This is a genomic window from Paenibacillus sp. Dod16 (assembly GCF_049893405.1).
Lineage (GTDB): Bacteria > Bacillota > Bacilli > Paenibacillales > Paenibacillaceae > Paenibacillus_AQ.
Window position 1 is genome coordinate 79,524 of record NZ_JBNDYG010000018.1, and the last position, 24,877, is coordinate 104,400.

Genomic DNA, 24,877 nt, shown 5'->3' on the forward strand with positions numbered 1-24,877 from the left:
TTTGATTCCTTCTTCAACTGCCGGTCGAAGAAAAAGTTTGTTCCTGTTTACGGCGGCGACTGCGTTTAATGCGATCCGGCATCACAAAAAAGACGATATACATAAGGATAAACAGCGTGAGTGCGATGAGTTCCTCAACGAAAATGTATACGGGATGCGGTCCAAGCAGGTCCAGCAGCGAAGCTGTGTCCGGCTTGCGCATCAGGAACATATAATTCGAGCCGACAGCGAGGTTGACCAGCCCGACAACGAATGCGGATACGTTTAGGAAGACCATCGTCCAGCCGATGGATTTCCAGGTTGGACGGTATCCTCGAACCCATGTCATGTACAAAGCCGTCAATATGATCGCGATATGGACGACGAAGAAATGAAAGAACCGGAAGTGTGGGAAAGGATAGCCCAGATTCGGTGTTAATATAGCCTGTAAGGCCCCTCCGATGCCGGCAAAGTAAACCAACGGATATAGGCGGTGTTCATCCGTAAGCAGGATGGCGATGGAGAGAAACAGGGTCAGACTGCACAATTCCAATGGAAGCGAAGTGGCAGGGTCCCATATTCCCGTTGACGCATACCAGATATGAAGGGAGGCTTCCGGTAACGAAAGCGCAGCAAGCAGTCCCCATCTCACGGTCTTTTGCAGAGAAGCATTGGAGGCGATTACGGTTCTAAACAAGTACAATAGTAAGCCAAGAGCGATAAACACCATAATGGCCATCCAATGTTCGATGGAGAAAGCAGTAAAAACTTCCGGATATCTCGGATCAAAATAGGGATCGATTCGTGATCATCCTCTCTATGTTCATAAGCCTTAGATTTGATATTACCATAGTGTGGAATGGGTTAGGAATAGGATCATATCTCGCATCCTTATGTATCATCAGGTACAACCAGACCAGAATACATTACATTTATGTGGGTGTGCAAGGCCCCAATAACCTGCCGTTATAAATTATAACGATGGAAGAGAGGTACATTTATGGCGAGCAAACGACAGGGAATCAAACGTTATGCAAGTCTCCTGCTTAGCTTAGCTCTGATCCTCAGCTTAAGCGGACTTGCTCCTCCAGGGGAAGCCGAAGCAGCCAGCTCCAAGTACAAAAAGTTTTTCGATATCAGCAAAAAGGGAGCCGCCATTCCCGGTTACTCCGGAACCAAAGAGTGGATTCCACAAGGGCTGGCTCTTGTTCCGAGCAAGAATTGGATCATTATATCGCATTATTGGGGAAATAAGGACAGCAATCAAGCCAGCAGCATTTCGATTACAAGCAGCAAAACCAACAAACGTATCAAAACCTTGTATTTGTATGAGAGCGGGAGCAAAAAACATACCGGGCATGTCGGAGGGCTTGCGGTCAGCAAAAAACATCTGTGGGTGGCGTCCGGCAAAAAGGTGTATAAAATTCCGCTGAGTACAATTAGCAGCAAGAAAGATTATGGCAATATTGTCATGACACCTTATGCGCTCGGTCATAAAGCATCCTATGCCACGTATTCCGACGGCATTCTATGGATCGGCGAATATATGGATGGCGAGGATCAAGGGGGCAAGCAGTGTGCGCCGGGACCTAAGGGCAAGCTGCGAGGCTATCCATTAACGTCCAGCGACGCTTTGCCGCCGAATCGGAAAGCCGCCTATACCTGGAGCACACCTGACCGTATCCAAGGGGCGGTCGTGACGAAAACTCGCGTTGTATACAGTCAATCCTGCGGACGCAACAATGCAAGCAAATTGCTCATATATACTCGTGGAACAAAGGGAAAGGCTGCGGCCACGCCGTTGACGATGCCTCCGATGTCCGAGAATATTGCGATGCGGGGCCATGACCTGTACGTTCTGTTTGAATCCGGTGCCCGCAAGTACAGAAACGGTGCATTGCCGCTGAAGCATCTATACATCGTTAATGCTAGGAAACTGAAGTTATAGCCTGTAAATTAAAAGATCCCGCCTCCGTTTGACCGGATACGGGATCTTCTGTTTTGTGCGCCTGATTCATGAGAAGAGCGCTGCTCTTAAACAGGCTGTTTTACTTCTGCGACAAGGCGCTTGAGCGATTCTTGCTTCCATCTCGGAATCCGAAGATGTTTAGCAGAAGGTGCCTTCTCCCCAAAGTAAACGATGCCTTGTTCTACCGTCGTGATTTTGTCAACGTTGACGTAGCAGTTGCCGCCGACATGATAGAACTGTTTACCGGAGAGCAGGGATGCGATTTTTTCGGCAGTCATTCTCTTTTTAATATTGTAGTTTCTGCCGTGAAAGCTGACCAAACCGTGCGATCCGGTTTTAAAGAACAGAATGTCTGTCTCCACCACGAAGTCCTCATACATGTTGCGGGATTCCGATACGTGCTTCATCATTCTGCGTCCCCCTTTTCCAAGATCAACATTTGATAACGCTTACATTCTAACATGTTTTCCCTGGTGTTGAAAGAACTTTTTATTTGGCATTAAAAAAAGCCCGTACCGCAAGGGTAGGGGCTTGGACTAACATTTAAGGTGCAGCAGGTGCTTCTGGTGCTTCTGTTGCAGGATCTGCTGGCGTTTCTGTTGCAGGATCTGCTGGCGTTTCAGCCGCAGCTTCGTCCAGCGTATTGGTGATGGTTGCTTTATCCTTCAGCTCCTGAATATAGGCTGTGGATTCGGAATAAACCTTCTGGTTCTCAAGCTGACTGCGGATTTCTTCCTTCTTATCTTCAAGGGTAGGGTTCGTAGCTTCTTTACGATCGGTAACCTTGATGATGTGGTAACCGAAAGAACTCTTCACCGGGTCGCTGATTTCGCCCTTCTTCAATTTGAACGCTGCTTCTTCAAATGCAGGGTCCATCTGGCCGCGTCCGAAGAAGTCCAGGTCGCCGCCGGTCTCCTTCGTAGCATCTTGGTTCTTCTCTTTTGCAATCGCTGCAAAGTCAGCGCCTTCCTTCAGCTGCTTCACGATGGCTTCGGCTTCTTCCTTGGTCTCGACCAGGATGTGGGATGCGCGAACTTGCTCAGGCGTAGCGAAGCTGTCTTTGTATTGGTCGTAGATTTGTTTGATCTCATCATCGGTTACTTTGATTTTGTCGGCCATCAGCTTTTTGAGCTCGACCTGGGTTTTGGTCTGTTCTTTAAGATCGTCGAGCGTCATGCCGGCTTGCTGAAGCTGCATATTGAATTGGTCCTCGGATGGGAAGGTCGCCTTCAAGGCATCCACTTCTTTACTTACATCAGCGTCGGTCACCGTAATGGATTTCTTCTTCAGCTCCTGCTGGATCAATTCCTCTGTGATCATGGAATTGAGTGTTTGTTTACCGCCTGCGCTGACAAGCTCATCATACAGATTATCCTTGGTAATGTTAACGTCATTGACTTTGGCTATAGCTTCATTGCCGGATCCTTTGGCAAACGGAGGGACAATCAGGACGACGATTAACGCTGCCGCCAATACGAGCGAAGCGATCATCCAACCTTTGCCTCCGTTACCGCCGCCACCTGCAGGAGACTGTTCATCGAAATGCGGTTGATCCCCTGCCGGATGCATGAGTGCAGGCTGTTCGTTCTCATCCTTGTGAAGCTCGATGGGCTCCGGATAGGTTGAATCTATTCTTTCTTCTTCATGAGACAAGCTGCCCGGATCTTGTTGGTTATTCTCTTTCTCTTGGGCTTGTCCTTGTTCATCCTCGGGTTGCCCCGGATGGTTTGGCTGCAAATCGTTATCTTTCATTTAATGATTGACTCCCTTCGACTGCATGTAATAATGAGTTGGTTCATTCTTTAATCACTTTACCAGATAAGCCAAGGGTTTACCTTAAGAAAAAATAAAAATTGAAAAGATACGGGAAAAAGTTGGAGCTGGGTCTACAGGATCAGCATGCCCGCTATACCGCATACGATTCCGAGCAGCACTACAGAAGCAACAACAAACCACATTACATTCCTCGGGAATGAGCGTCGTACCATGAGCAGGGACGGAAGACTGATGGCCGGCAGCGTCAGAAGCAGCGCTGCGGCCGGGCCCGCTCCGAGACCTGCTGCCATAAAGGCCTGAATGATCGGGATTTCCGCTGCGGTTGGAATGACAAACAGCATTCCCATCACGGAGAAGAAGATGACGGCCAGCAGCGTGTTTCCTGCAGCAGCTCCCAGATGCGGAAACATCCATACTTGCAGTGCGCCAAGGAGAAGCACGGCTATCAAATACGCCGGAACCACGCGAATCAGCATATGACCGATGCTGGCGAGCCAGCGTTTCCACAGCGGACGTTCATCGGTTTGATCGGTGCTCTCCGGCGCGTCAATCTCTACCGGATCCACCTCTTTGGCGAAGCGGTTAGCCAGGTAACTGACGCCAAAGGTCAGAATGAGGCCGAAGACTAAACGCAGCGCGGTAAATTTCCAGGATAAAACAAACGTCATAAAGACGAGGGTTGCCGGATTGATGGTCGGATTGCCGATCCAGAACGCGAGGGCGGAGCCCACGGACACCTTTTTCTTACGCAGACCGATCGCGATCGGTGCCGCGCAGCAGGAGCACATCATCCCCGGAATGGAGGCAATTCCTCCAATCGCCGTGCTGCCGAAGGTGGTTTTGCCGAGAACGCGGAGCAGCCATTGGGAGGGCAGCAGCGACTGGATCAAGGTCCCGAGCAGAATACCGAGCACCGCCGCTTTCCATACTGCTTTAAAATACGTGACCGCATAGTCCCAAGCCGCTTGCCAAGAAGGCACGACATTGCCGGGCTCCATGCCTAATATGGAGGAGCCGATGCTGTGCTCCATAATAGCTTTGAGCGCTTTATCATAATAAGGCCACCACTTTACGTAGGTTAGCCCTGTTGCTGCAATGATGATGAAGACGGTGATAAACCAGATGGTTCTTCTGCGATCCGAATGATCAAAGGCCATTCTGCCGTCGCTTGAGTGATTCATGATCTATATTCCCCCGATGCGTTGTGAAATGATTTACATATCCAATCAATTAGTATATCACATTGTGAGCAGAAAGAAGAAAGATATTCCCGGTAATTGCAAGATATAGGAAGACCATTAGACTTGGAGCAGCCAATTTCTTATAATATAGATATTGTGTGTGATCACAAGTGTTAGTAAACGGACGAATATCAGATTATCCCCGGGGTAGATGAGACGTTTTTATGCATCCACGCCGGGTTTGTTGCATGTGTTTTATAAGTTCAACTCTTAAGCGAAGGGAAGACCCGTGATGAGTCAATCGGAAAAAATAAAATTAACCTCGTATTCTTCTAAAGGAGGATGCGGCTGCAAGATCGGACCTGCGGACCTGGCGCAGGTCATTCGCAAGCTCCCGCAAGCCGAGCCGAATCCTAATTTATTGGTCGGTTTAGATACAAGTGATGATGCAGGCGTATACCGTCTCACGGATGATTTGGCTATGGTTCAGACCGTCGATTTCTTTACGCCGATTGTGGATGATCCCTATGATTTCGGACAAGTGGCTGCTGCGAATGCCATCAGCGATATTTACGCCATGGGAGGCAAGCCGCTGACTGCCTTGAATATCGTGGCATTCCCGATCTCAACGCTGGACAAGCAGGTATTGACGGATATTTTGAGAGGTGCAGGAGATAAATTGAAGGAAGCGGGGGTAACCCTGGTTGGCGGGCACTCCATCGATGATAAGGAACCGAAATTCGGCCTTGCCGTTACAGGTACTGTCCATCCGGACAAAGTAAGAACCAATGCCGGCGCTATGCCAGGTGATGCCTTGATTCTGACGAAGCCGATCGGCGTGGGTATCCTTACGAGTTCCATCAAGAAAGATCTGTTAAGCGATGAGGAGATTCGGCGAGTTACCGCGGTCATGGCCGCATTGAACAAAACGGCTGCCGAGCTCATGGAACCGTATGAGGTGCATGCTTGCACCGATGTAACTGGTTTCGGTCTCCTGGGACATGCGCTCGAAATGGCCAAAGGAAGCGGCACGGGGATCCGTATTTCCAAACCTTCCGTTCCCATTTTGGAGCGGGTTCGAGAGATGGCTGATGGCGGTGTTATACCAGGCGGTACGAAAAACAATTATGATCACGTGAAGGACGATGTGGATTTCCCGAATGACATGGATCAGATCGATAAGTGGATTTTGTGCGATGCCGTTACTTCAGGAGGACTCCTCATTGCGGTTGATGGCTCGCAGGCCGATCAGCTTCTGGCAGAGCTTCGCGAAGCCGGGCTGGAAGCCGGGAGAATCGGCCAGGTCGTGCATGACCATCCGAATCGCATTGTCGTTGAGTTATAAAGTGAATCGGGTTTTGTATCAATAAAGGAGCGAGCAGACATGTTTCAAGACATCACCGTAAAAGAATTAATGGAACTGCAAAGCAGCAAGAAGATTACTTTGATTGATGTCCGTTCCCCTTCGGAGTACAGGGATTCCACGATTCCGGGAAGTCTGAACATTCCGGTCTTCAATGATGAAGAACGGGCGGAGATCGGGACGATTTATAAGCAGGTGAGCGTGGATGCGGCTAAAGAGCGTGGACTTGCCATTATGTCGGCCAAGCTCCCGAGCTTTGTGAAGCAATTCAAGGAGATCAAGGGAGATAAGGCGGTCTATTGCTGGCGTGGCGGCATGCGCAGCCGGACGGCCGCAACCGTTCTCTCATTGATGGATATCCATGTTAACCGGATTACAGGCGGAATTAAAGCTTACCGGAAGTATGTACTGGATACGCTGGAGCATAAGAGTCTGGACGCAGAAGCATTCGTCCTTCACGGCTTGACAGGCACGGGCAAGACGGCAGTGCTTAGACAGCTTCAGCAGGAAGGCTACCCTGTCGTGGACCTGGAAGGGCTGGCAGGACATCGCGGCTCGATCTTTGGCCATATCGGTCTACAGGCGAATAATCAGAAGACATTCGATTCGGAATTGTTTGAGCGGCTGAAGCAACTGGAATCCTCGCCGTATTTGTTATTTGAGGCGGAGAGCAAACGGATTGGCAAAATCGCCGTTCCCGATTTCCTTATGCAAAAGAAGGAGTCGGGGGTAGCCATCGTGTTGGAACTGCCAATGGCGGAGCGTGTTCGCCAGATCCTGGAGGATTACAACCCTTCGGCTTATAAAGAGCAATATTTGGCGGCCTTTCAATTAATCAAAAACAGAATCCATACGCCTATCGCCGCGGAAATTGGCAAGTCTTTGGAAGAGGGGCGGTTTGCCCAGGGAATACAGCTGCTCCTTGAGCATTATTACGATCCCAAGTACAATCACTCCTTCAGTCAATACGAGGGCAGCACGCCCATCGTTGTGGCGGTGGACCGGGTGGAAGAAGCAGTGGATGCGGTTAAAGACATATTGCGGACTCAAATGCAGCAGAAGACCGGCGCGTAAGAATGCATTACAAACGTAAGAATGCATTACAAACGTAAGAATGCATTACAAACGCTTATTGGACAAAGCGAATCATAAACTATGCGCCTCCGTGGGCATGGACCGCTTATATTATAGCTGGTTATGATTGAACTAGTACGAAAGATCGCCCCTGAAGTATGAGCGGATAAGAGCGTACCGCTTATACTTCGGGGCGATCTTTTTTGATAAACGACTCTTTTTAGATGGAGGATAAAGCTTCGGATATGGGAGTATCCCCTGAAATTAGGTCGAAGGAACGACGGAAGGTATTTTCTTCATCCAGGGATAACAGAATCGTTCGCGCTACATCCTCACGCGGAATCGAACCGCCCCGGATATTCTCCGCAGCGGCGATGTGTCCGGTACCGGGGTTATTCGTAAGTCCTCCTGGACGAATGATGGTGTACATGAGGCTGCTCTGACGAAGCATGCGATCCGCGTAATGTTTGGCGGCATAATACGGTTTGATCTCCTCATTCCAATATTCCCGATGATGGGCCCCGATTGCACTCACCATCACAAAGCGCCTAACAGACGCCTGCTCGGCGGCTTCCATCATTTTTACGGCTCCGTCTAGATCGATTAACAGAGTCTTGTCGTATCCGGTAGCTCCGCCCGAGCCGGCAGCGAATACGATCGCCTGGCAATTCTTCGCTGCATCCGCAAGCTCCTCGACCGACCCTTCCAGGTTCGCAAGAACACACTCTATTCCGGCAGCTTGATATGGGGCTGCTTGCTCCTCCTTTCGTACCATTGCTCTTACGGTATAGCCTTCATGGTCTTGCAACAGATGGGTAAGCTGTTTGCCTATTTGGCCGTTGGCACCGACAACGAGAACCTTCATGTGGACAACTCCTTATGGTAAAAATTCTCTTGAAAGAGTAATCATTGCGATTTTGACATAGACTACGGGATATTTCATGTATATCCCATATGGACTTTTCTTTATCTCAGGAAAATGATATTATCTTGTTTTCACCAACTTGCACGGATTCGAAACAAAGGCAAAGGAGAAAAGAGAGTTGAGCGGACAGAAGCTACACCTGACTTCAGGAAGACAACGCTGGATTTTCCTCATATCGATAGTCAGCTTGATCGGATTTGTCACACTGGCTGCTTTGGTAAAGCGGCAAAGCCTGGCAACGTTTGATTTGGCGATCCTAACAACGGTACAAGCCTGGGAGCATCCGCTTATCACGGATATTGCCATCGGGCTGTCGTTTATAGGCTCCATCGGACCGGTGATTGTGTTATGTCTGATTGTAATCGCCGTGCTATATTGGGTACTGGGGCACCGCATGGAGATTCTTCTCCTTATTGTGGTCGTCTTCGGTTCATCTATTCTGAATTTATTATTAAAATGGGTCTTTCAACGGGCAAGGCCCGACATCCACCGCTTAATTGAAATTACGGGATACAGCTATCCCAGCGGACATTCCATGGCCGCCTTCTCGTTCTACAGCGTGCTCGCTTACTTGTTGTGGAGACATATTGACAGCAGGGCGGGGAGAGGAATATTAATATCCATCTCCGTCACCATGATTCTCGGCATCGGATTAAGCAGGGTCTATCTCGGGGTCCACTATCCAAGCGATATTGTTGGTGGATATCTGGCTGCTTGTGCTTGGCTTGCATTTCTGGTCCGATCTTACGAGAAGAGGATGGGAAAGCGGGCCAATCCGGAAGATGTGAATGAATCAGAAACTGCATAACATTGGAAGCGTAAGGGTAATTCATGTAATAGCGGATCAAACGGAGGAGTATGTATCATGGTGTGTATCCATAGATGTGAAATTGGGTTAGGTAAGGAGGGCTGTCCGTGGCGTTTGGAGCAAGAATGTTCAAAACCGGCTTAGCCGTAACGCTGGCTCTTTATTTAGCCATGCTGTTTGATTTTAAATCCCCTGTCGTTGCCGCCATAGCAGCGATTTTTGCGATGCAGCCATCCATATACAGGTCGTGGAGATATTTCCTGGACCAGCTGCAGACCAGTACGCTCGGTGCGATTCTGGCGATGCTTGGAGGATACTTTTTATCGAATCAGCCGATTTCCGTCGGTTTGGTATGTATTCTAGTGATTATGATTTGCATGAAGCTGAAAATGGGCGAGACCATCGGACTTACGCTTGTTACGGTTATCTCCGTGATGGAAGCTTCCGGTCAATGGGATTTTGCACTCAATCGCTTTATTCTGACGATTATCGGTATCATATCCGCATTTCTTATCAATATTCTTGTGTTTCCCCCGAAACCCAAGGAACAGTACATCACGCGGATTCATATTGTATTTGGCAAAATGTCGCTGCTGCTGCGCACAGCCATCTCCCACGAAATGAAGGATTCGGTATACCGCGCGGAGAAGAAGGAACTGGAATCGGCGATCAAATCGTTGTCCGATAAATACAATTTGTTTGAGGAAGAGCAGAAGAAGCTGAAACGGGCCAAGTACAGTCAAGCAAGACAGCTTGTGGTGTATAAACAACTGCTTCAATCCCTTCGTAAAGGGTATGAAGTGCTGGATGCCGTGGAGAACCACTATTTCCAGGCGGAACGATCCGAAGAAATCGACGAGCAGTTTGATCACAATCTGGAGCGGTTAATGAAGTACCATGAGCATATTTTGTGGAAATTCGAAGATAAATTGAAACCGAATGAGGACGAGGCCGAGACCATGGCGGAGAACAATGAAACGTTCATGGAGCAGGTGATGTGCGGACCAGGCGCCAATCCAGGGGGGCTTCGTCTGTCGGTGGTGGCCGCCTCTATGTATGATTACGGGTATCAGCTAGACCGGCTGAACCGGGTCGCGGATCAAATCAGCCGTGTCGTGGATGATAAAGAGCAGGAGGAAGCCTTGTTCTCGTGGCTGCGTAAATAAGAGAAGTCATCATGAGGGAGCCGATCAAGATGCTATATTTGATCGGCTGTTTTTTTGCACCAGGATTATAGGACTCCTCTTGGCAGTGAGCCTTGGGAATGGTATTGTATATAAACGCAAAAAAACCGCCCCGGTGGGTCGGCTGTCTGAAATTCGATGTTGAATTATGCGGGTTACATTGCTATAATTAGCAATGGTTTGTCATTAAATCTCGATGATTTGGTTAGAATATCACAATTATATTATATCACAGACATATTACGCTGTCAACCAGTATATTAGGGGGATGAACAAATGGCTATCAGCGAACAGGATTGGCAAGAAGAACAGGCAAGGGTAACGGAAGTGACAACGAAAATCGGTAATAAAATATCTCAGCTGGAAGCGAGCGTCGGGGATATCCGTGAAGTCGTTATTGATATGCGGAAAGACTTCTGGGACGAAGTAACGGTCAACTTCAGCAACCCGGACGATTTGGGTGAAACATCTACCAACCTGAGGCAGCAGTCGCAGGTGCTGGCGGAACGTGAGCATGCTCATCTGCAATCCAGCAAGCTGCTTAAGAAATATAGAAAACTTGTGGAATCCCCTTACTTTGGACGCATTGATTTTCAGGAGGAAGGAACCGCGGAGACGGACACTATTTATTTGGGAACAGGATCTTTTTTGGATGAACATATGGAGACGTTTCTGGTTTACGATTGGCGGGCTCCAATCTCGAGCTTGTATTATGACGGAGCGCCCGGCCCGGCCCAATACGAAACGCCCTCGGGCACGGTTAAAGGCGAAATGCTGCTTAAGCGCCAATTCGTCATCCATAACGGCGAGATCAAGGTGTTGTTTGATACCGGCGTAACCATTGGAGATGAGCTGCTGCAGCAGGTGCTCAGCCATAGCGCGGATGATCGGATGAAGAGCATCGTAGCTACAATTCAGAAGGAACAGAATGCCGTCATCCGAAACGACAAAACCCGCATGCTGATCGTTCAGGGGGCTGCCGGCAGCGGCAAAACCTCAGCGGCACTGCAGCGGGTAGCTTATCTGTTGTATAAGTATCGGGAGACGCTTCGGGCCGACCAGATGATTCTGTTCTCTCCGAACCCCCTGTTCAATAGTTATGTATCCACGGTGCTTCCGGAGCTTGGCGAGGACAATATGCAGCAGACGACCTTCCAGTCCTATCTGGAACACCGGCTGGGCAAGGAGTTTGAGCTTGAAGATGTGTTTACGCAGACAGAAACCTTGCTGAATGCGGACGATTCGCCGCATTACCGTGCGCGACTTGAGAGCATATCCTTTAAATCCTCGGGAGCTTATCTGGACACCATCAGACGATACAAGGAATTGTTGGAGAAGGGCGGGATGCTCTTTAAGCCTGTCGTATTCCAAGGTAAGGTGATCGTCAGCGCCGACGAAATGTCCGCGCAGTTCTATAGTTATGATTCGGCGGTTAAACTCGCTGGCCGGATCGACCTGATGAAAGAGTGGATGCTGAAACGTCTGTCGGAGTTCGCCCAGAGCGAAAAAGACGCCCCGTGGGTGGAGGAGCAAATCCAGCTGCTGGATACGGAAGATTACCAACGGGCCTTTCAAACGATGAGACGTAAGCAGAACCGGAAGTCGGACACGTTTGACGATTTCGATAAAGAAAGGGATGTCCTTGCCAAAATGGTCATCAGCAATCGGCTCAAGCCGGTTAGACGCTGGATCAAGCGGTTTCGATATGTGGATGTAAAGGGCATGTACCGAAAATTATATACCGATGAATCGCTATTTCGCCGGGCGGCCGGAAATTTGGAGACGCTCCCGGACTATTGGGAGGAAATCTGCAGTCTTACCGCTGCGTCACTGGACAACAAATCGCTGCTGTATGAGGATGCGACTCCGTTCCTCTATCTAAAGGAGCTGCTTCAAGGTTTCCGCACGAACACGTCGATTCGTCATGTGATTGTCGATGAAGTACAGGACTATTCGGGATTTCAGCTGGAATTCCTGAAGCGATTGTTCCCGCGAGCGAAAATGACGGTGCTGGGGGATCTCAATCAAGCGATTTACGCACATGGAGAGGCGCTTGGCAATCTGGAAAATCTGGTGAGTCTGTACGGCGAGGAGGATACGGAGGTCATCAATCTGACGCAAAGCTACCGGTCCACATATGAAATCGTTGATTTCACGCGGCAGATGATACCGGGCGGGGAACGGATTGTTCCATTTAACCGGAGGGGCGAAGCTCCACAGGTGGTTGCGGTGAACGATACAGAACGTCTGCACGAAGCGATAGTCTCTGATATCCGTGAGCTTCATGAACAGGGATTCCAGTACGTGGCGGTGATCTGCCGGACAGAAGAGGAGAGCAGACGCGTGCACGAGCAGCTGTCGGCAGATATACCTACGCGATTAATTACCAAAACAACTCCCGCTTTTGAGAAAGGAACGCTTGTCGTTCCTGCCTATCTGGCCAAAGGGGTGGAATTCGACGCGGTGATCATATACAACGGCTCCGAGGATGTGTACCATCGCGAAAGCGACCGCAAGCTGTTCTACACCGCATGTACGCGTGCCATGCACAAACTTCATGTATATCATATCGGGAAAAAAAGCCACTTTATACCGGATCAAAACTAAATAATTTAAGGTCTGTCTGCGCAACATCTCAGGCAGGCCTTTTTTCATGATTGATATATGAAAACCAAGCATGTTTCATAGAAGAGGAAAAAAACGGAAGCAAAATTAGGAGGAAGTATGGAGGGAGCTTTGTACCATAAGGAGGGAGTTATCCAATATTTATCATGATTTGACCGGTGACTAATAATATTTTTCAATTATTTTCAGGAAAAGCGCTTTCTCGATCTCCGAGTCTATTCATTTTTGACATAAATTTGACGAAAAAAGGTTTGGGGGTATACTACTTATCAAAGGTCGGGTGCTTGCGGATGAAGATAAAAACAAAATTAATTCTTTCGTCTACGATTCTTGCAGTGGTTACGTCGGTAATCGTAATTATCGCGTTTATCACTTCGAATATGACGGAGAAGAGGTTCAGCAAGATTATTGAAGTGGATCAGAAGGTCATTTATAACCTGACGCAATTGGAGACTCTATTGACGGGCGTCTCTAATGATGAGCGGGGGTACTTATTGACCGGTGATTCGACCTTTGCAGATTCATTGAAAGCGAAGCAGGAGTCCGTCGCCAAACTCATGGCCGAAACCAAAGGCTTGATGACGGCTGAGGAAGACCGCAACGTTTTTAACGAGATCGAAACCGGGTATGTCATATACACCGAAGCCGTGAATGAGGTGTTAAACAAATTAGGGTATGACACCGGTTTTTACAAGGCTGTGCCGTTCCGGGTATATGAAGCTGCTTTTAACCAGGAACGCGAAGTGCGCAAGTCCTTCAGTACGCTTATCGCACAATTTACAGTACATAAAAATGAAGCCTTGGCTAAGCAGGCTGATCAGATTGCGGCCAGCAGCCGATTTCAGAATTTGATCATTATGTTGATCGGAGTTGCAGCCGTTGTTTATTTTGCTATACAAGGATATCTTCTTACCCGTTCGATTCGTCCTTTGAATCAGATGAGCGATCAGCTAATGAAGATTGCCGAAGGCGGAGGGGATTTGGTTACCCGATTACAGATCAATACGAAAGACGAAATCAGGGATGTAGCTGATGCTTATAATAAATTGGTCGATGGCTTCAGGGAGCTCGTCGTACAGGTGCAGGATACGGCCGGCAAAGTCGGTATCGCAGCTTCGACGCTGCACTCCACAACCGAGGAAATTCGTCAAGCTTCCCAGCAAACCTCAGGTATTATGGAAGAGCTGGCGGCCGGGGTAGAGAACCAGCTTCAGGATACGGAGGAAACGACGGCTACGGTAACGGACATGGCGGAAGGAATGAAACACATCGCGCATGCCGCCCAAGACGTCTCCGGCTTGGCAGCAACGACGAACCAGCTTGCGGCTGAAGGGGAACAGGCACTTATCCATACACTGTCTCAAATGGAAGGCATACGCACCAGTGTGGATCAATCCGCGCAATCGGTGCGTGCGCTCGGCGAAAAGGCCTCCAACATCGGAGCGATGGGTCAGATCATTATCGACATTGCGGAGCAAACATCATTGCTTGCCTTAAATGCCTCAATTGAGGCCGCTCGGGCGGGCGAGCATGGCAGAGGTTTTGCGGTTGTAGCGGCTGAGGTCCGGAAATTGGCTGATCAGGCATCGAACTCCTCCGTCGAAATCAGACAATTCGTCCATGAACTTCAGCAGGATATTGTTGATCTGGCCGGCGTTATGGAGCAGGGGACCCGCGAAGTGACCGAGGGCATGAATGTGGCACAAGGAGCCGAGAGAGCCTTTAAGGACATTGAGCAATCCGTCGGCGAATTGAATGAACAAATTCAGAGTGTCACCGTTGCAACTGAGCAGATGAACTCCGGAGCGGGAGAGCTTGTTCACGCCATCCGCCGAATTCAGGAGGTCACCGAGACGACGGCAGGGGGAACTCAAAGCGTCAGTGCCGCCACGGAAGAGCAGCTGGCCTCAATGGAGGAAATTACAAATTCCGTTGAAGATTTGAATGTCATGTCCAGCAAGCTTCGGCAGTTGATGTCCGGCTTTAAAGTATAAATAAGGAAAAATTGTATATGGGAAAAAACGGCCACCTTGCAATCATGCATATTCCGGGGAAAAAAACCTACAATATGGATGACAGATAACGCAAAGGTGGTCTTCTCTCATGGAAAACAAGAAATGGGATCTGGTTGCCCTTGCATCCATACCACTCATCATGACGTTAGGCAATTCCATGCTGATTCCCATTTTGCCGCAGATCTCCAAAGCTCTGGGGATCAGTTCCTTCAAGGTCAGTATGCTTATAACGGTGTATGCTGTTGTAGCCATCTTACTGATCCCGATTGCCGGTTATTTATCGGATCGGTATGGACGAAAGAAGATCATCATCCCTAGCTTAATTATTGCGGCATTAGGCGGAGCTGTCTCGGCTGTGGCTGCCTGGATGCTGAGTGGGACGGCGGCATATTACGTTATTTTGGCAGGACGGTTTCTGCAAGGAATTGGTGCTGCCGGGGCATTCCCCATTGTCATTCCGCTTGTCGGCGACATGTTTAAAGAGGAAGAAAAGGTCAGTAAGAGTTTGGGTATTATCGAAACCTCCAATACGTTTGGCAAGGTAGTCAGTCCAATACTGGGCGCCCTGCTCGGAAGTTTTATCTGGTTTTTGCCCTTTATAGCGATTCCGATTCTATGCCTGATCTCTATCGTGCTTGTCATTTTTCTAGTGAAGACACCCAAGTCGAACAACGACGATAAACAATCCATACGCGAGTTTTTGAAAACAACCAGGCAGGTTTTGCATGAGAAGGGAAGATGGCTGTATGCGATATTCGCGATCGGCGGCATTGCGATGTTTGGCGTATTCGGCGTGCTTTTCTATTTGTCGGAGACGCTCGAGAGCACTTACAATTTACACGGTGTGGTAAAAGGGCTGGTGCTTGCGATTCCCCTGGCTTTGTTATGTCTGTCTTCCTATTTAGCCGGTAAATTCACGGGCAAAAATAAAGCGGCTAAAAAGTGGACCGGTTTCGCGGGTATGGCCATTTTGACGGCTTCCCTGATCGTCACCGGATTTAGTTCGCAGATTTATTTTGTAGTCGGTATGATGACACTTGGCGGCATCGGGATCGGGATGGTACTGCCGTGCATGGACACGCTGCTGACGGAAGGTATAGAGAAGGAGCAGCGAGGTACCATTACCTCTCTATACAGCAGTATGCGTTTTATCGGCGTATCGCTCGGACCTCCAGTTGTCTCGCTGCTCCTCGGGGCGAATCATTGGGTGCTGTTCGGCACTATGGCAGCCGTCGCGGCTGTAGGCAGTCTGCTCACATTATTCGCCGTGAAGCCGGAGGCAAAGGAAGACGATACCGGAGGGAATTCATACCGAGTCGACTTCAAGAAACCCCAGGGCTTGAAAAAGAAAGGTCTTGTCCATAAATAATGGACAAGACCTTTCTCATATCTGGATATTTTCTTGGATTTGCACCAATTGCTATCTCCGTTAACCAGCAGCGGTGGGTTCGGTATCCTCAAGCTGTGACGTTCCTTTGATGCGTGATTGACCGGCTACCTGCATGATGATATAAATCAGGATTAACATCACAAGCGCAATGGCTGAATAACGGTACATGATCGCGTACGAAGTGGATTTGGCGATGGAACCGAGCGCGATAGAGCCGATAGCGACACCGAAATCCAGAGAGTTAAAGAACATGCCGTTGGCCATGCCGCGCTGCAGCGGATGAACCTCCTGAATCATCCAGGTCTGGATGGATGGCTGCATTGCACCGAAGCCAAGGCCATAACATAATGCCGATAACAGCATAGTTCCCGTCGATGTGGCGAAGGTCAGTAACAACAAACCGGCGACCATTAGAATAGCAGCGGGTATAACCAGCGCCTTGTGTCCATACCGGTCATAGATTCTGCCGGAGAACGGCCGTACCAAAATAATGGCAATGGCATTGAACAAGAAGAAATACTGGGGATTCCGGAGGTGAGCCTCGGCGCCGAACAACGCCATGAAGCTCAACAGCCCGCCGTACGTAATGGACATCAAAAAGTTAAGGACGCTGGGCAGAATCAGCTTTTTATTGAATGAAGCTTTAGGCTGCTCCTCAACTCGAGGTTGAAACGCTGCGGGGCGCTCCATATTTCGTTTTGCAGATCTTGTCGTCAAAACGTAGGCAAGCGGGAAGATAAGTACATTGATCATGACGGTGATGATCACAAGCGGTGTGAACCCCCCGTCTTGCAGGAGCGTCAAGCCGATCATCGGTCCGATCGACATGGCGAGCGTAGTGGATAAACCGAAGTACCCCATGCCCTCGCCCAGTCGTTTGATCGGAATGACGTCCGATGCCATCGTAGGAAACGAGGTGCTGGTCATGCCAAAGCCGATGCCAAACAAAACGCGCATCAGCAGCAGAAAGGCAATGCCGGTTGCCCAGTAATAGCCGAGCGTGGCTGCCAGTGAAATGAACAGCCCGACATACAGAAGCAGGCGCAGCTTACCTTTTTCCAGCGCTTTACTTGACACGAAGCGGGAAGCGATCGCGCTGAAGGCGAACACGCTGGTTATCAGGCTGACCTGCAGCGGGCTTGCCATAAACGCCTCCTTGGCATATGCGGGCAGCGTGGTCAGCATCATCTGCAGGGTCAGAAACAGAAAAAGGTTGCTGACCATCAAGGTGATGAATTCTTTGGTCCATAATCGTTGTGTTGTATTCATTTCATTCATGTGAAACATCACTCCTGTTTGTCTAAGTTGTGTATGTTGGCATTGATGCGCGAGAGTGTGTCCCAGAACATCTCTAATTGATGATCGTCAATGCCTTCGATTAACTGGCTTCCGCATTGACTTTCGATGGTCGTGGTTGCCTCGATCAATTCTTTGCCTGTATCCGTCAAAAAGAGCTGGAAAGCTCTCCGGTCGTTAACCGAAACGGATTTGCGAGTATACCCTTTTTTCTCGAGCAGATCCAAAATACGGGTAGTGGTCGGTTGGTCCTTATCCGCTTTGGCGGCAACCTCCTTTTGATTTAACCCTTCGTGCTCTCCGATGTGGTATAGAACCAGCCATTGCTCGGGGGTGATATCATAGGGCTTCAGGGCATTGGCAAACAAATGCGATGCGCGGCGATAGGTGTAACCCAGATGAAAACCGATGGAGGGGTTGCGTTTAGGTATTTTCAAGAAACAAGTCACACCTTTCATTTCAAGTTTTCAAAAATAGTTGTCTAAACAATTATATGCCTGACATGCAAATCAGTCAAACCATTCAAAAAATTAATTATCTGGATGACAGGGTTTCGTTCAACGATGTGGAATATGAAAAATGGAATGATAACATAGCTCTAACAATTGCGAGCTATATTTATAGTACAAACCAATATCTAACCACTCAGGAGGAAGTACAAATGTCACAATTGATTAATTTTGCACACCGCGGGTCATCGGCCATATGTCCAGAGAATACGATGGCTGCTTTTGCCAAAGGCTTGGAGCAGGGAGCTACCGGGATTGAAACCGATGTTCAGATGACGAAGGATGGAAGGCTGGTTCTGATCCATGATGAGAGTGTCGCCCGTACCACGGGGGCCGAGGGGCTAGTCAAGGATTATACATACGACGAGCTGGCCAAGCTGGATGCAGGCTCATGGTTTGGAGCGGATTTTCAAGGGGAACGGATACCGCTGCTGGAAGAACTGCTGGAATTAACGAAAAATCGCGGCACGATTGTTAATATCGAGCTGAAGAACGGGTCGATTCAATATCCTGAGCTGGAAAAGCGCGTAATCGAGACCGTAAGACATTACAATATGTCAGAGCAAATCGTCATCTCAAGCTTTAATCATTATTCCCTGGTGGAGTGTAAACATATTGATCCTGAAATCCGTACGGGCCTGTTGTATGGCGAAGGCTTATACAAACCGTGGGAGTATGCCAAATTGGCTAAAGCGGATGCTCTTCATGCATACCATCGCGCAGTTCTGCCGGAATGGGTAGAGGAAGCGAAACAGCATGGCGTGGTCTATCACCCTTGGACCGTCAATGACGAGGAACAGATGAAAACCTTGATCGATGCCGGTGTAGCGGGCATTATTACGGATTATCCGGATGTACTCGGGGGATTGCTACAAATTAAGGGAGCGTGACTTTGTGAAGAAAACATGGCTGCTGGGCTTTGGCTTTTTCAGCATTAGCATTACCTGGGCGCTGTACAATGCGTTTGTGCCCTATTTTCTGGAGGATTACATATCCAGTGTCGCACTGATCGGTTTCTTTATGACGATCGACAATTACTTTGCCTTGTTCTTGCAGCCATGGATCGGAAGTCGCAGCGACAGGACCCATACCCGGTACGGCAGAAGAATGCCTTACCTGCTCATCGGTATGCCGCTTGGCGCTCTGTTTACCGCAATCATTCCGTTTCACAACGGGATGGCGACATTGATACTGTTTATGGTCCTCATGAACCTGGCCATGAGTCTGTATCGTTCGCCTACCGTTTCATTAATGCCGGATATTACGGAGGAGAAACGCCGCACGAGAGCCAACGGCATCATTAACTTTATGGGCGGCATAGGGTCCATATTGGCTTTTGGCGTGGGCTCGGTACTGTATAACGCACATCAGTCCCTGCCTTTTATTGCGGCAGCGGGCATAACGCTGGTGTCGTTGTTCATTTTGAGAACGTTTATCCAGGAGAAGCGTGACGCTCCAGGCTATCAGGCTCAGACGGCCGCCAAATCTAAAGTTTCCTTTAAGAGTCAGATCAATCGGACGACGGTGCTGCTCTTGGCGGCGATATTTTTCTGGTTTGTCGCATATCAAGGGGTTGAGACGCTGTTTACTTTGTACGGGAAAAACGAGATGGGGCTAACGGAATCGCAGGCTTCCTTTTCCCTAACGTTTTTTTCGCTCGCCTTTGTTGTGTTTGCCATTCCAAGCGGATGGCTTGGCGGTAAATTCGGCAAGAAACGGATGATTCTGATCGGCGTCAGCGGGCTGTTGATTGTCTTTGCGCTCGTACCATGGGTTGAATCACTGCTATTGCTTCGCATATTGCTGACCGTTGGCGGATTATTCTGGGCTTGCATCAATATCAACTCCTATCCATTTATCGTATCTACAGGATCGGAGGACAGCATTGGGACGCGGACGGGAATGTACTATTTGGTATCCTCACTTGCGGCGATCTCGTCACCGCCTCTTCTGGGCAAGCTCATTGACGGCATGGGGTATTCGATTCTGTTTTATTGCGCCGCAGGCAGCATGCTGCTCGCGCTGATCTGCGTGCTGATGATCCGGCATCAGGAAACGGAAAGCCCTGCAAACTCGCAGACGGCTTCCGCCAGCTTGTCCTAGCCGATTTGATTTTTTGATAACCGAAGGTTCGGCTCCTGCTGGTCAGTGTGTACGGAATAACATTGACGAGAGCTTGCCGGCACAGGTAGAATCTAATATCAGATAGATTTGAATTAGAATATGCCGGCGAAGGTGCAGGAGCTGATTCCAAGGTTGACAACGATTTATGATATTGCCAAGAAAACAGGATATTCGCCTACGACGGTGTCGAAAGTCTTCAACAATTATCCGGATGTCCGGGAGAAGACGAGATCCAAGATTCTGGCAACCGCGAAGGAAATGGGCTATCTTCCTAACGCAAACGCCAGATCGCTTACGACGAAGAGATCCTGGACCATTGGCATTCTCTTTGTGGAAGCTACGGGAGCAGGGATTCGTCACCCTTATTTCGGAGCCGTCATCGAAAGTTTTAAGAAAATTGCCGTATCCAAAGGGTATGATCTGATGTTCATCTCCAAGGATGTCGGCGGCCGAAGAAGCAGTTATGTGGAGCATTGCAAAATCCGGGGCGTCGACGGCGTGGTCGTCATTCTGTCGAGCACCGAGGACCCCGATTTCCAGGAGCTGCTGGATAGCGGCATACCGTGCGTCATTCTGGACTCGTCACCGGAGCATGTGCATTCGGTTTACTCCGACAATATTGGGGGGAGCATGCAGGCACTTCGGTATTTGCATTCGCTTGGACATCGCAGCATTGCCCATATATCGGGCGGATTGAATACGTTTGCAGGCGAGCAGCGTCAGCAGGGCTATGAGCAAGCCCTACGGGAGCTTGATCTGGAACGAAGGGAAGAGTACATAACAGGCAGCGATTTTTTCTCCATCGAGAGCGGATATGAAGCCATGAAGAGGCTGCTGGGGCTGGAGGATCGGCCGACAGCTGTTTATGCCGCTGGAGATCTGCTTGCGCTTGGAGCTATTCGTGCCGTGCAGGATCATGGCTTGAATGTACCGGGAGATGTGTCCATCATCGGTTTTGATGATATAGAAATGTCCCGTTATATTACCCCTGCATTAACGACCATACGCCAGGATACGGAGCAGCTGGGAACCGTTGCGGCGGAGATCCTTCTTACTTCGATCGAAGAACAAGACGCACCAGTACAGTCGGTTATGCTGCCGGTTCAACTGATTATCCGGGAATCCTGCCGCCCGGTCACCTAGGTGAAATATAAAGGCAGGACTCATTTTTGCCACTTTTCGAAACCGGTTTCGAAAAGTGGCAAACTCTGAATTTTGAATCAAAGTATGAACCCATTTAAGGAGGATCTAAGCATGTCAAATTATCGTTTTGAGAAGGATACCTTTGTGATCGAGCAGTATGATCTCGCCAAACCGTTCTCCAGCTTCCTGCCGGGGATCGCTGGCTTGAAGGGGATACCGATGTGGACCTTTTATGTGAATCGGGGTCAGGGGATATGCAGCTTCGGCATACGGGATAAGAACTCGCCGATCATGGAATTTTCCCCGGCGAATATCTCGTATAAGAATGTGTCAACAACCGGATTCCGTACGTTTATCAAAATAGCGGGGACACCGGCAGTCTATGAGCCGTTCCAATCCTTTCAGCCGGATTCCAAAGCGAAGAGAACGATGTTGATCCGTCAGAATGAGCTGGTCGTTGAGGAGGAGCATGCTGGTAACGGATTTCGCACGTCGGTGTCGTATTTTCAGCTGCCCGGTGAAGATTTTGCCGCCCTTGTCCGCGAAGTCAGCGTAACGAATATCGGAACTCAGCCTGTATCGCTTGAACTGCTGGACGGCATGCCGGAGATTCTGCCTTATGGTGTCGAGAATAGTGGGTACAAGGAGGTCGGCAATCTCCTGCGAAGCTGGATGGAAGTGGAGAACCTTGAACGGGGGATCCCGTTCTATAAAGTTCGCTCTAGTACTCACGATGAGGCGGAAGTCAGCGAAGTTACGAGCGGTCACTTCTATCTGTCGTTTGATCAGCACGGGAAGTTGATCCAACCCCTTGTAGACTTTGAGCTGATCTTTGGAGGAAACACTTCATTGATCCACCCTGATCGATTTGCCGTGAGCTCGGTGGAAGCTTTGATGAACGCCAAGCCGTATGCCGTCAACAAAGTGCCCTGCGGATTCAGCGGGCTGTCGGCTACGCTTGAGCCTGGGGAGACGGCGACCGTTTATACGCTGGTAGGCCATGTGAACGATATCGGCAAAATCAATAAGCGCTCCAAAGATTTGTGTTCGCCTGCCTATATCCTCCGTAAACGCGAGGAGGCCTCGGCGTTGACAAGGGAATTAACCGAGGATGTTGCAACCAAATCGGGATTACCACTATTTGATGAATATAGCCGTCAGTCCTATTTGGACAATTTTCTGCGGGGCGGATATCCGTTCCTATTCGATAACGGGAAGGAAGGGGCCGTTGTCCATCTATACTCCCGCAAGCATGGGGATCTGGAGCGGGATTATAACTTCTTTTCTCTTGCGCCGGAGTACTACTCACAGGGGAACGGCAATTTCCGGGATATGAATCAGAACCGCCGAAATGACGTGTTTTTCCACCCGAAGGTAGGTACATTCAACATCCGGATGTTCTTCAGTCTCATTCAAGCCGACGGATATAACCCGCTTAGCGTAGAGGGAACGAAATTCCGCGTGAGTGAAGGGAAGAAACAGGAACTGGAGAAGCTGCTGCGGGCCTCCGCGGCTCAGCAAGATTATGAGAAGCTGGCCAAAGCTTGCGCCGGGGATTATACGCCGGGTAAAATTATCAACGCGATTTCGGATCAAGGCATCAGGCTGGAGATCAGCGAGGAAAAGTTCCTGTCCGGGCTGTTGACGATATCCGATCAACATTTTGCCGCTTCGTTCGGCGAAGGGTTCTGGTCGGATCATTGGACTTATAATATGGACCTGGTTGATACCTACTTGGATATATATCCCGACCGTTATGAGGAACTGTTGTTTGGCGAGAATGCGTATACATTCTTTGACAGCCCGGTGTTCGTCCTTCCGCGGAGTGAGAAGGTTGTGATCAGCCGGGGCAAGGTACGGCAATACGGTGCGCTGTTGGAGGACGAGGAGAAACTGAACAAGCTCGGCAGAAAAAGGAACGCTGCGGAATGGCTGCGTGTAGATGGCGGACTAGGCGACATTTACCGCACGAATCTGTTTGTCAAAATGATCTCATTATCCCTCAATAAAATGGCAACACTCGACCCTTACGGGATGGGGGTAGAGATGGAGGCGAACAAGCCGGGCTGGAATGACGCGATGAATGGTTTGCCGGGCCTTTTTGGGTCGGGCATGAGCGAAACAATGGAATTGAAGCGGATGATCGCATTTATCGTGGATTCGGCCGAGCGGTTCGGCCATCAAGTGATTCAGGTACCGGAGGAGATTGCGTCTTACTTAGAGAGCGTATACGAAGCCGTACAGCTATATCAGTCCGGCTCACTGGGCTCATTCGGTTATTGGGACTTGGTAGCGGGGCAGCGTGAATCCTATCGTGCATCGGTTCGGTACGGGATCAGCGGCCGGGAGGTTGAAATTTCGGTGAAGAACGTGAAGAGCATGTACGAAGCCTTTCTGGATAAAATCGAAGAAGGAATCCAGCGTGCGGAGCAGATGGGTGGCGGAATCGTGCCAACGTATTTCCGTTTTGAAGCCGAGCGATTTGAAGAGGTTCGGGATGCAGCGGGAAACCCGGTGATCACCCGCTATGGTTTGCCTGCCGCAAAAGTGCTTGAATTCAAGGCTTATGCGCTCCCGCATTTTCTGGAGGCACCGGCTCGCGGCATGAAGCTTGCCGATGAAGGCCGGGCGAGAACGATGTATGACCGGATCAAGGCATCCGATCTGTATGATTCCGCGCTCGGAATGTATAAAACGTCCGTCAGCCTGGAGGGCGAAACCGATGAAATCGGACGCATCCGTGCATTCACAGCCGGCTGGCTGGAGAGGGAATCCGTATTTTTGCATATGACCTATAAATACTTGCTTTCATTATTAAAAGCCGGATTGTATGACGAGTTTTTCTCGGAGATCAAAACTTCCCTCATCCCTTTTCTGGACCCGGCTGTTTATGGACGCAGCACGCTGGAGAACTCCTCGTTTATTGCCAGCAGCGTGAATCCGGATCCCCACGTGCATGGACGAGGTTTTGTGGCAAGGCTGAGCGGATCGACGGCCGAATTCCTAAGCATGTGGATTACGATGATGGCAGGAAAAAAGGTATTCCGATACGAAGGCAGCCAGCTGCAGCTTCATCTGAACCCCGTTCTCCCAGCGTGGCTGTTTGACGAGAATCAAGAAGTGTCGTTCACCTTCCTTGGGGCCGTCAAGGTGACGTATCGCAGCGAGCGCGCAGCCAATACGTACGGTCAGGAAGGCGTTACGATTCAGCGTTTAACTCTCACCACGGTGGGAGGGGATTCGATCAAGGTCGATGGGCCTCTTATTACAGGTGAGTTGGCTCATGAAGTCCGTAACGGGAACATCCGGGCCATTCATGCTGTGATGAAATAGAGGGAAACGAAAGCCAAACAGGCCACCCGAGATGATGATATGCTCCCATCATAGTAGACAGTAGAAAAAATGAAATTCTACTTCTACCTATGATGGGAGTTTTTGTAATGTCCAAAAGAAGCCCGATTTCATATGAAATCAAGATTCAGGTTGTGAGGCGTTGCTTGCAACATGAATCCAATC

At 49.4% G+C, this 24,877-nt stretch carries 19 protein-coding genes; 12 read left to right on the forward strand and 7 right to left on the reverse strand.

Annotated features, from left to right (window positions below; all coding sequences use genetic code 11):
- Nucleotides 1–13: 13 nt before the first annotated feature.
- Nucleotides 14–709 carry a TIGR02206 family membrane protein gene (locus ACPV3A_RS15475; protein WP_426200164.1) on the reverse strand — a complete coding sequence of 232 codons (696 nt, stop codon included), beginning with the start codon at nucleotides 707–709 and terminating at the stop codon, nucleotides 14–16.
- A gap of 270 nt (nucleotides 710–979) precedes the next feature.
- Here ACPV3A_RS15475 and ACPV3A_RS15480 point away from each other — a divergent pair, with 270 nt between their 5' ends.
- The gene (locus tag ACPV3A_RS15480) at nucleotides 980–1,927 is read left to right on the forward strand and encodes a hypothetical protein (RefSeq protein ID WP_339218435.1); all 948 of its coding nucleotides are present in this window, start codon (nucleotides 980–982) and stop codon (nucleotides 1,925–1,927) included.
- Between the two features lie 86 nt (nucleotides 1,928–2,013).
- Here ACPV3A_RS15480 and ACPV3A_RS15485 read toward each other — a convergent pair whose 3' ends face one another.
- The 3 genes from ACPV3A_RS15485 to ACPV3A_RS15495 all read right to left on the reverse strand — a co-directional run bounded on the left by ACPV3A_RS15485 (nucleotide 2,014) and on the right by ACPV3A_RS15495 (nucleotide 4,905).
- The gene (locus ACPV3A_RS15485) at nucleotides 2,014–2,358 is read right to left on the reverse strand and encodes a LytTR family transcriptional regulator DNA-binding domain-containing protein (RefSeq protein WP_009590070.1); all 345 of its coding nucleotides are present in this window, start codon (nucleotides 2,356–2,358) and stop codon (nucleotides 2,014–2,016) included.
- A 133-nt stretch (nucleotides 2,359–2,491) separates the two neighbouring features.
- The gene (locus tag ACPV3A_RS15490) at nucleotides 2,492–3,700 is read right to left on the reverse strand and encodes a peptidyl-prolyl cis-trans isomerase (RefSeq protein ID WP_426200165.1); all 1,209 of its coding nucleotides are present in this window, start codon (nucleotides 3,698–3,700) and stop codon (nucleotides 2,492–2,494) included.
- A 134-nt stretch (nucleotides 3,701–3,834) separates the two neighbouring features.
- Nucleotides 3,835–4,905 (reverse strand): permease, encoded by a 1,071-nt coding sequence (locus ACPV3A_RS15495; protein WP_194543631.1) that lies wholly within the window; start codon nucleotides 4,903–4,905, stop codon nucleotides 3,835–3,837.
- 292 nt (nucleotides 4,906–5,197) lie between these two features.
- Between ACPV3A_RS15495 and selD the strand changes: the two genes are divergently transcribed.
- Both selD and mnmH read left to right on the forward strand, forming a co-directional pair.
- The gene (gene selD, locus ACPV3A_RS15500; protein WP_426200166.1) at nucleotides 5,198–6,250 is read left to right on the forward strand and encodes a selenide, water dikinase SelD; all 1,053 of its coding nucleotides are present in this window, start codon (nucleotides 5,198–5,200) and stop codon (nucleotides 6,248–6,250) included.
- 39 nt (nucleotides 6,251–6,289) lie between these two features.
- Nucleotides 6,290–7,342: a tRNA 2-selenouridine(34) synthase MnmH gene (gene mnmH, locus ACPV3A_RS15505; protein WP_426200167.1), complete on the forward strand. Its 1,053-nt coding sequence runs from the start codon at nucleotides 6,290–6,292 to the stop codon at nucleotides 7,340–7,342.
- A gap of 220 nt (nucleotides 7,343–7,562) precedes the next feature.
- Here mnmH and ACPV3A_RS15510 read toward each other — a convergent pair whose 3' ends face one another.
- The gene (locus ACPV3A_RS15510; protein WP_426200168.1) at nucleotides 7,563–8,207 is read right to left on the reverse strand and encodes an SDR family oxidoreductase; all 645 of its coding nucleotides are present in this window, start codon (nucleotides 8,205–8,207) and stop codon (nucleotides 7,563–7,565) included.
- Nucleotides 8,208–8,385: 178 nt separating this feature from the next.
- Here ACPV3A_RS15510 and ACPV3A_RS15515 point away from each other — a divergent pair, with 178 nt between their 5' ends.
- The 5 genes from ACPV3A_RS15515 (at nucleotide 8,386) to ACPV3A_RS15535 (ending at nucleotide 16,268) form a co-directional block, all read left to right on the forward strand.
- Complete coding sequence (locus tag ACPV3A_RS15515; RefSeq protein ID WP_426200169.1) at nucleotides 8,386–9,075, forward strand: phosphatase PAP2 family protein; 690 nt, start codon at nucleotides 8,386–8,388, stop codon at nucleotides 9,073–9,075.
- A gap of 107 nt (nucleotides 9,076–9,182) precedes the next feature.
- Nucleotides 9,183–10,241, forward strand: a complete 1,059-nt coding sequence (locus ACPV3A_RS15520; protein WP_071220011.1) for an FUSC family protein — start codon at nucleotides 9,183–9,185, stop codon at nucleotides 10,239–10,241.
- A 294-nt stretch (nucleotides 10,242–10,535) separates the two neighbouring features.
- On the forward strand, nucleotides 10,536–12,866 hold the full coding sequence (gene helD, locus ACPV3A_RS15525) for an RNA polymerase recycling motor HelD (RefSeq protein WP_426200170.1): 2,331 nt from the start codon (nucleotides 10,536–10,538) through the stop codon (nucleotides 12,864–12,866).
- Between the two features lie 308 nt (nucleotides 12,867–13,174).
- A complete protein-coding gene (locus tag ACPV3A_RS15530) occupies nucleotides 13,175–14,878 on the forward strand; it encodes a methyl-accepting chemotaxis protein (RefSeq protein ID WP_426200171.1) in 1,704 nt (567 codons plus the stop codon).
- An 85-nt stretch (nucleotides 14,879–14,963) separates the two neighbouring features.
- A complete protein-coding gene (locus ACPV3A_RS15535; protein WP_426200180.1) occupies nucleotides 14,964–16,268 on the forward strand; it encodes an MFS transporter in 1,305 nt (434 codons plus the stop codon).
- A 60-nt stretch (nucleotides 16,269–16,328) separates the two neighbouring features.
- Here the strand turns inward: ACPV3A_RS15535 and ACPV3A_RS15540 are convergent, their stop codons facing one another.
- Both ACPV3A_RS15540 and ACPV3A_RS15545 read right to left on the reverse strand, forming a co-directional pair.
- Complete coding sequence (locus tag ACPV3A_RS15540) at nucleotides 16,329–17,567, reverse strand: MFS transporter (RefSeq protein ID WP_426200172.1); 1,239 nt, start codon at nucleotides 17,565–17,567, stop codon at nucleotides 16,329–16,331.
- Between the two features lie 8 nt (nucleotides 17,568–17,575).
- Complete coding sequence (locus tag ACPV3A_RS15545) at nucleotides 17,576–18,022, reverse strand: MarR family winged helix-turn-helix transcriptional regulator (protein WP_426200173.1); 447 nt, start codon at nucleotides 18,020–18,022, stop codon at nucleotides 17,576–17,578.
- Nucleotides 18,023–18,246: 224 nt separating this feature from the next.
- Here ACPV3A_RS15545 and ACPV3A_RS15550 point away from each other — a divergent pair, with 224 nt between their 5' ends.
- The 4 genes from ACPV3A_RS15550 to ACPV3A_RS15565 all read left to right on the forward strand — a co-directional run bounded on the left by ACPV3A_RS15550 (nucleotide 18,247) and on the right by ACPV3A_RS15565 (nucleotide 24,694).
- A complete protein-coding gene (locus ACPV3A_RS15550; RefSeq protein ID WP_216531815.1) occupies nucleotides 18,247–18,984 on the forward strand; it encodes a glycerophosphodiester phosphodiesterase in 738 nt (245 codons plus the stop codon).
- Nucleotides 18,985–18,988: 4 nt separating this feature from the next.
- On the forward strand, nucleotides 18,989–20,197 hold the full coding sequence (locus ACPV3A_RS15555; protein WP_426200174.1) for an SLC45 family MFS transporter: 1,209 nt from the start codon (nucleotides 18,989–18,991) through the stop codon (nucleotides 20,195–20,197).
- A 153-nt stretch (nucleotides 20,198–20,350) separates the two neighbouring features.
- A complete protein-coding gene (locus ACPV3A_RS15560) occupies nucleotides 20,351–21,361 on the forward strand; it encodes a LacI family DNA-binding transcriptional regulator (protein ID WP_426200175.1) in 1,011 nt (336 codons plus the stop codon).
- A 111-nt stretch (nucleotides 21,362–21,472) separates the two neighbouring features.
- Entirely contained in the window at nucleotides 21,473–24,694 is a 3,222-nt protein-coding gene (locus ACPV3A_RS15565; RefSeq protein ID WP_426200176.1) for a cellobiose phosphorylase, read from the forward strand.
- Nucleotides 24,695–24,877 lie beyond the last annotated feature (183 nt).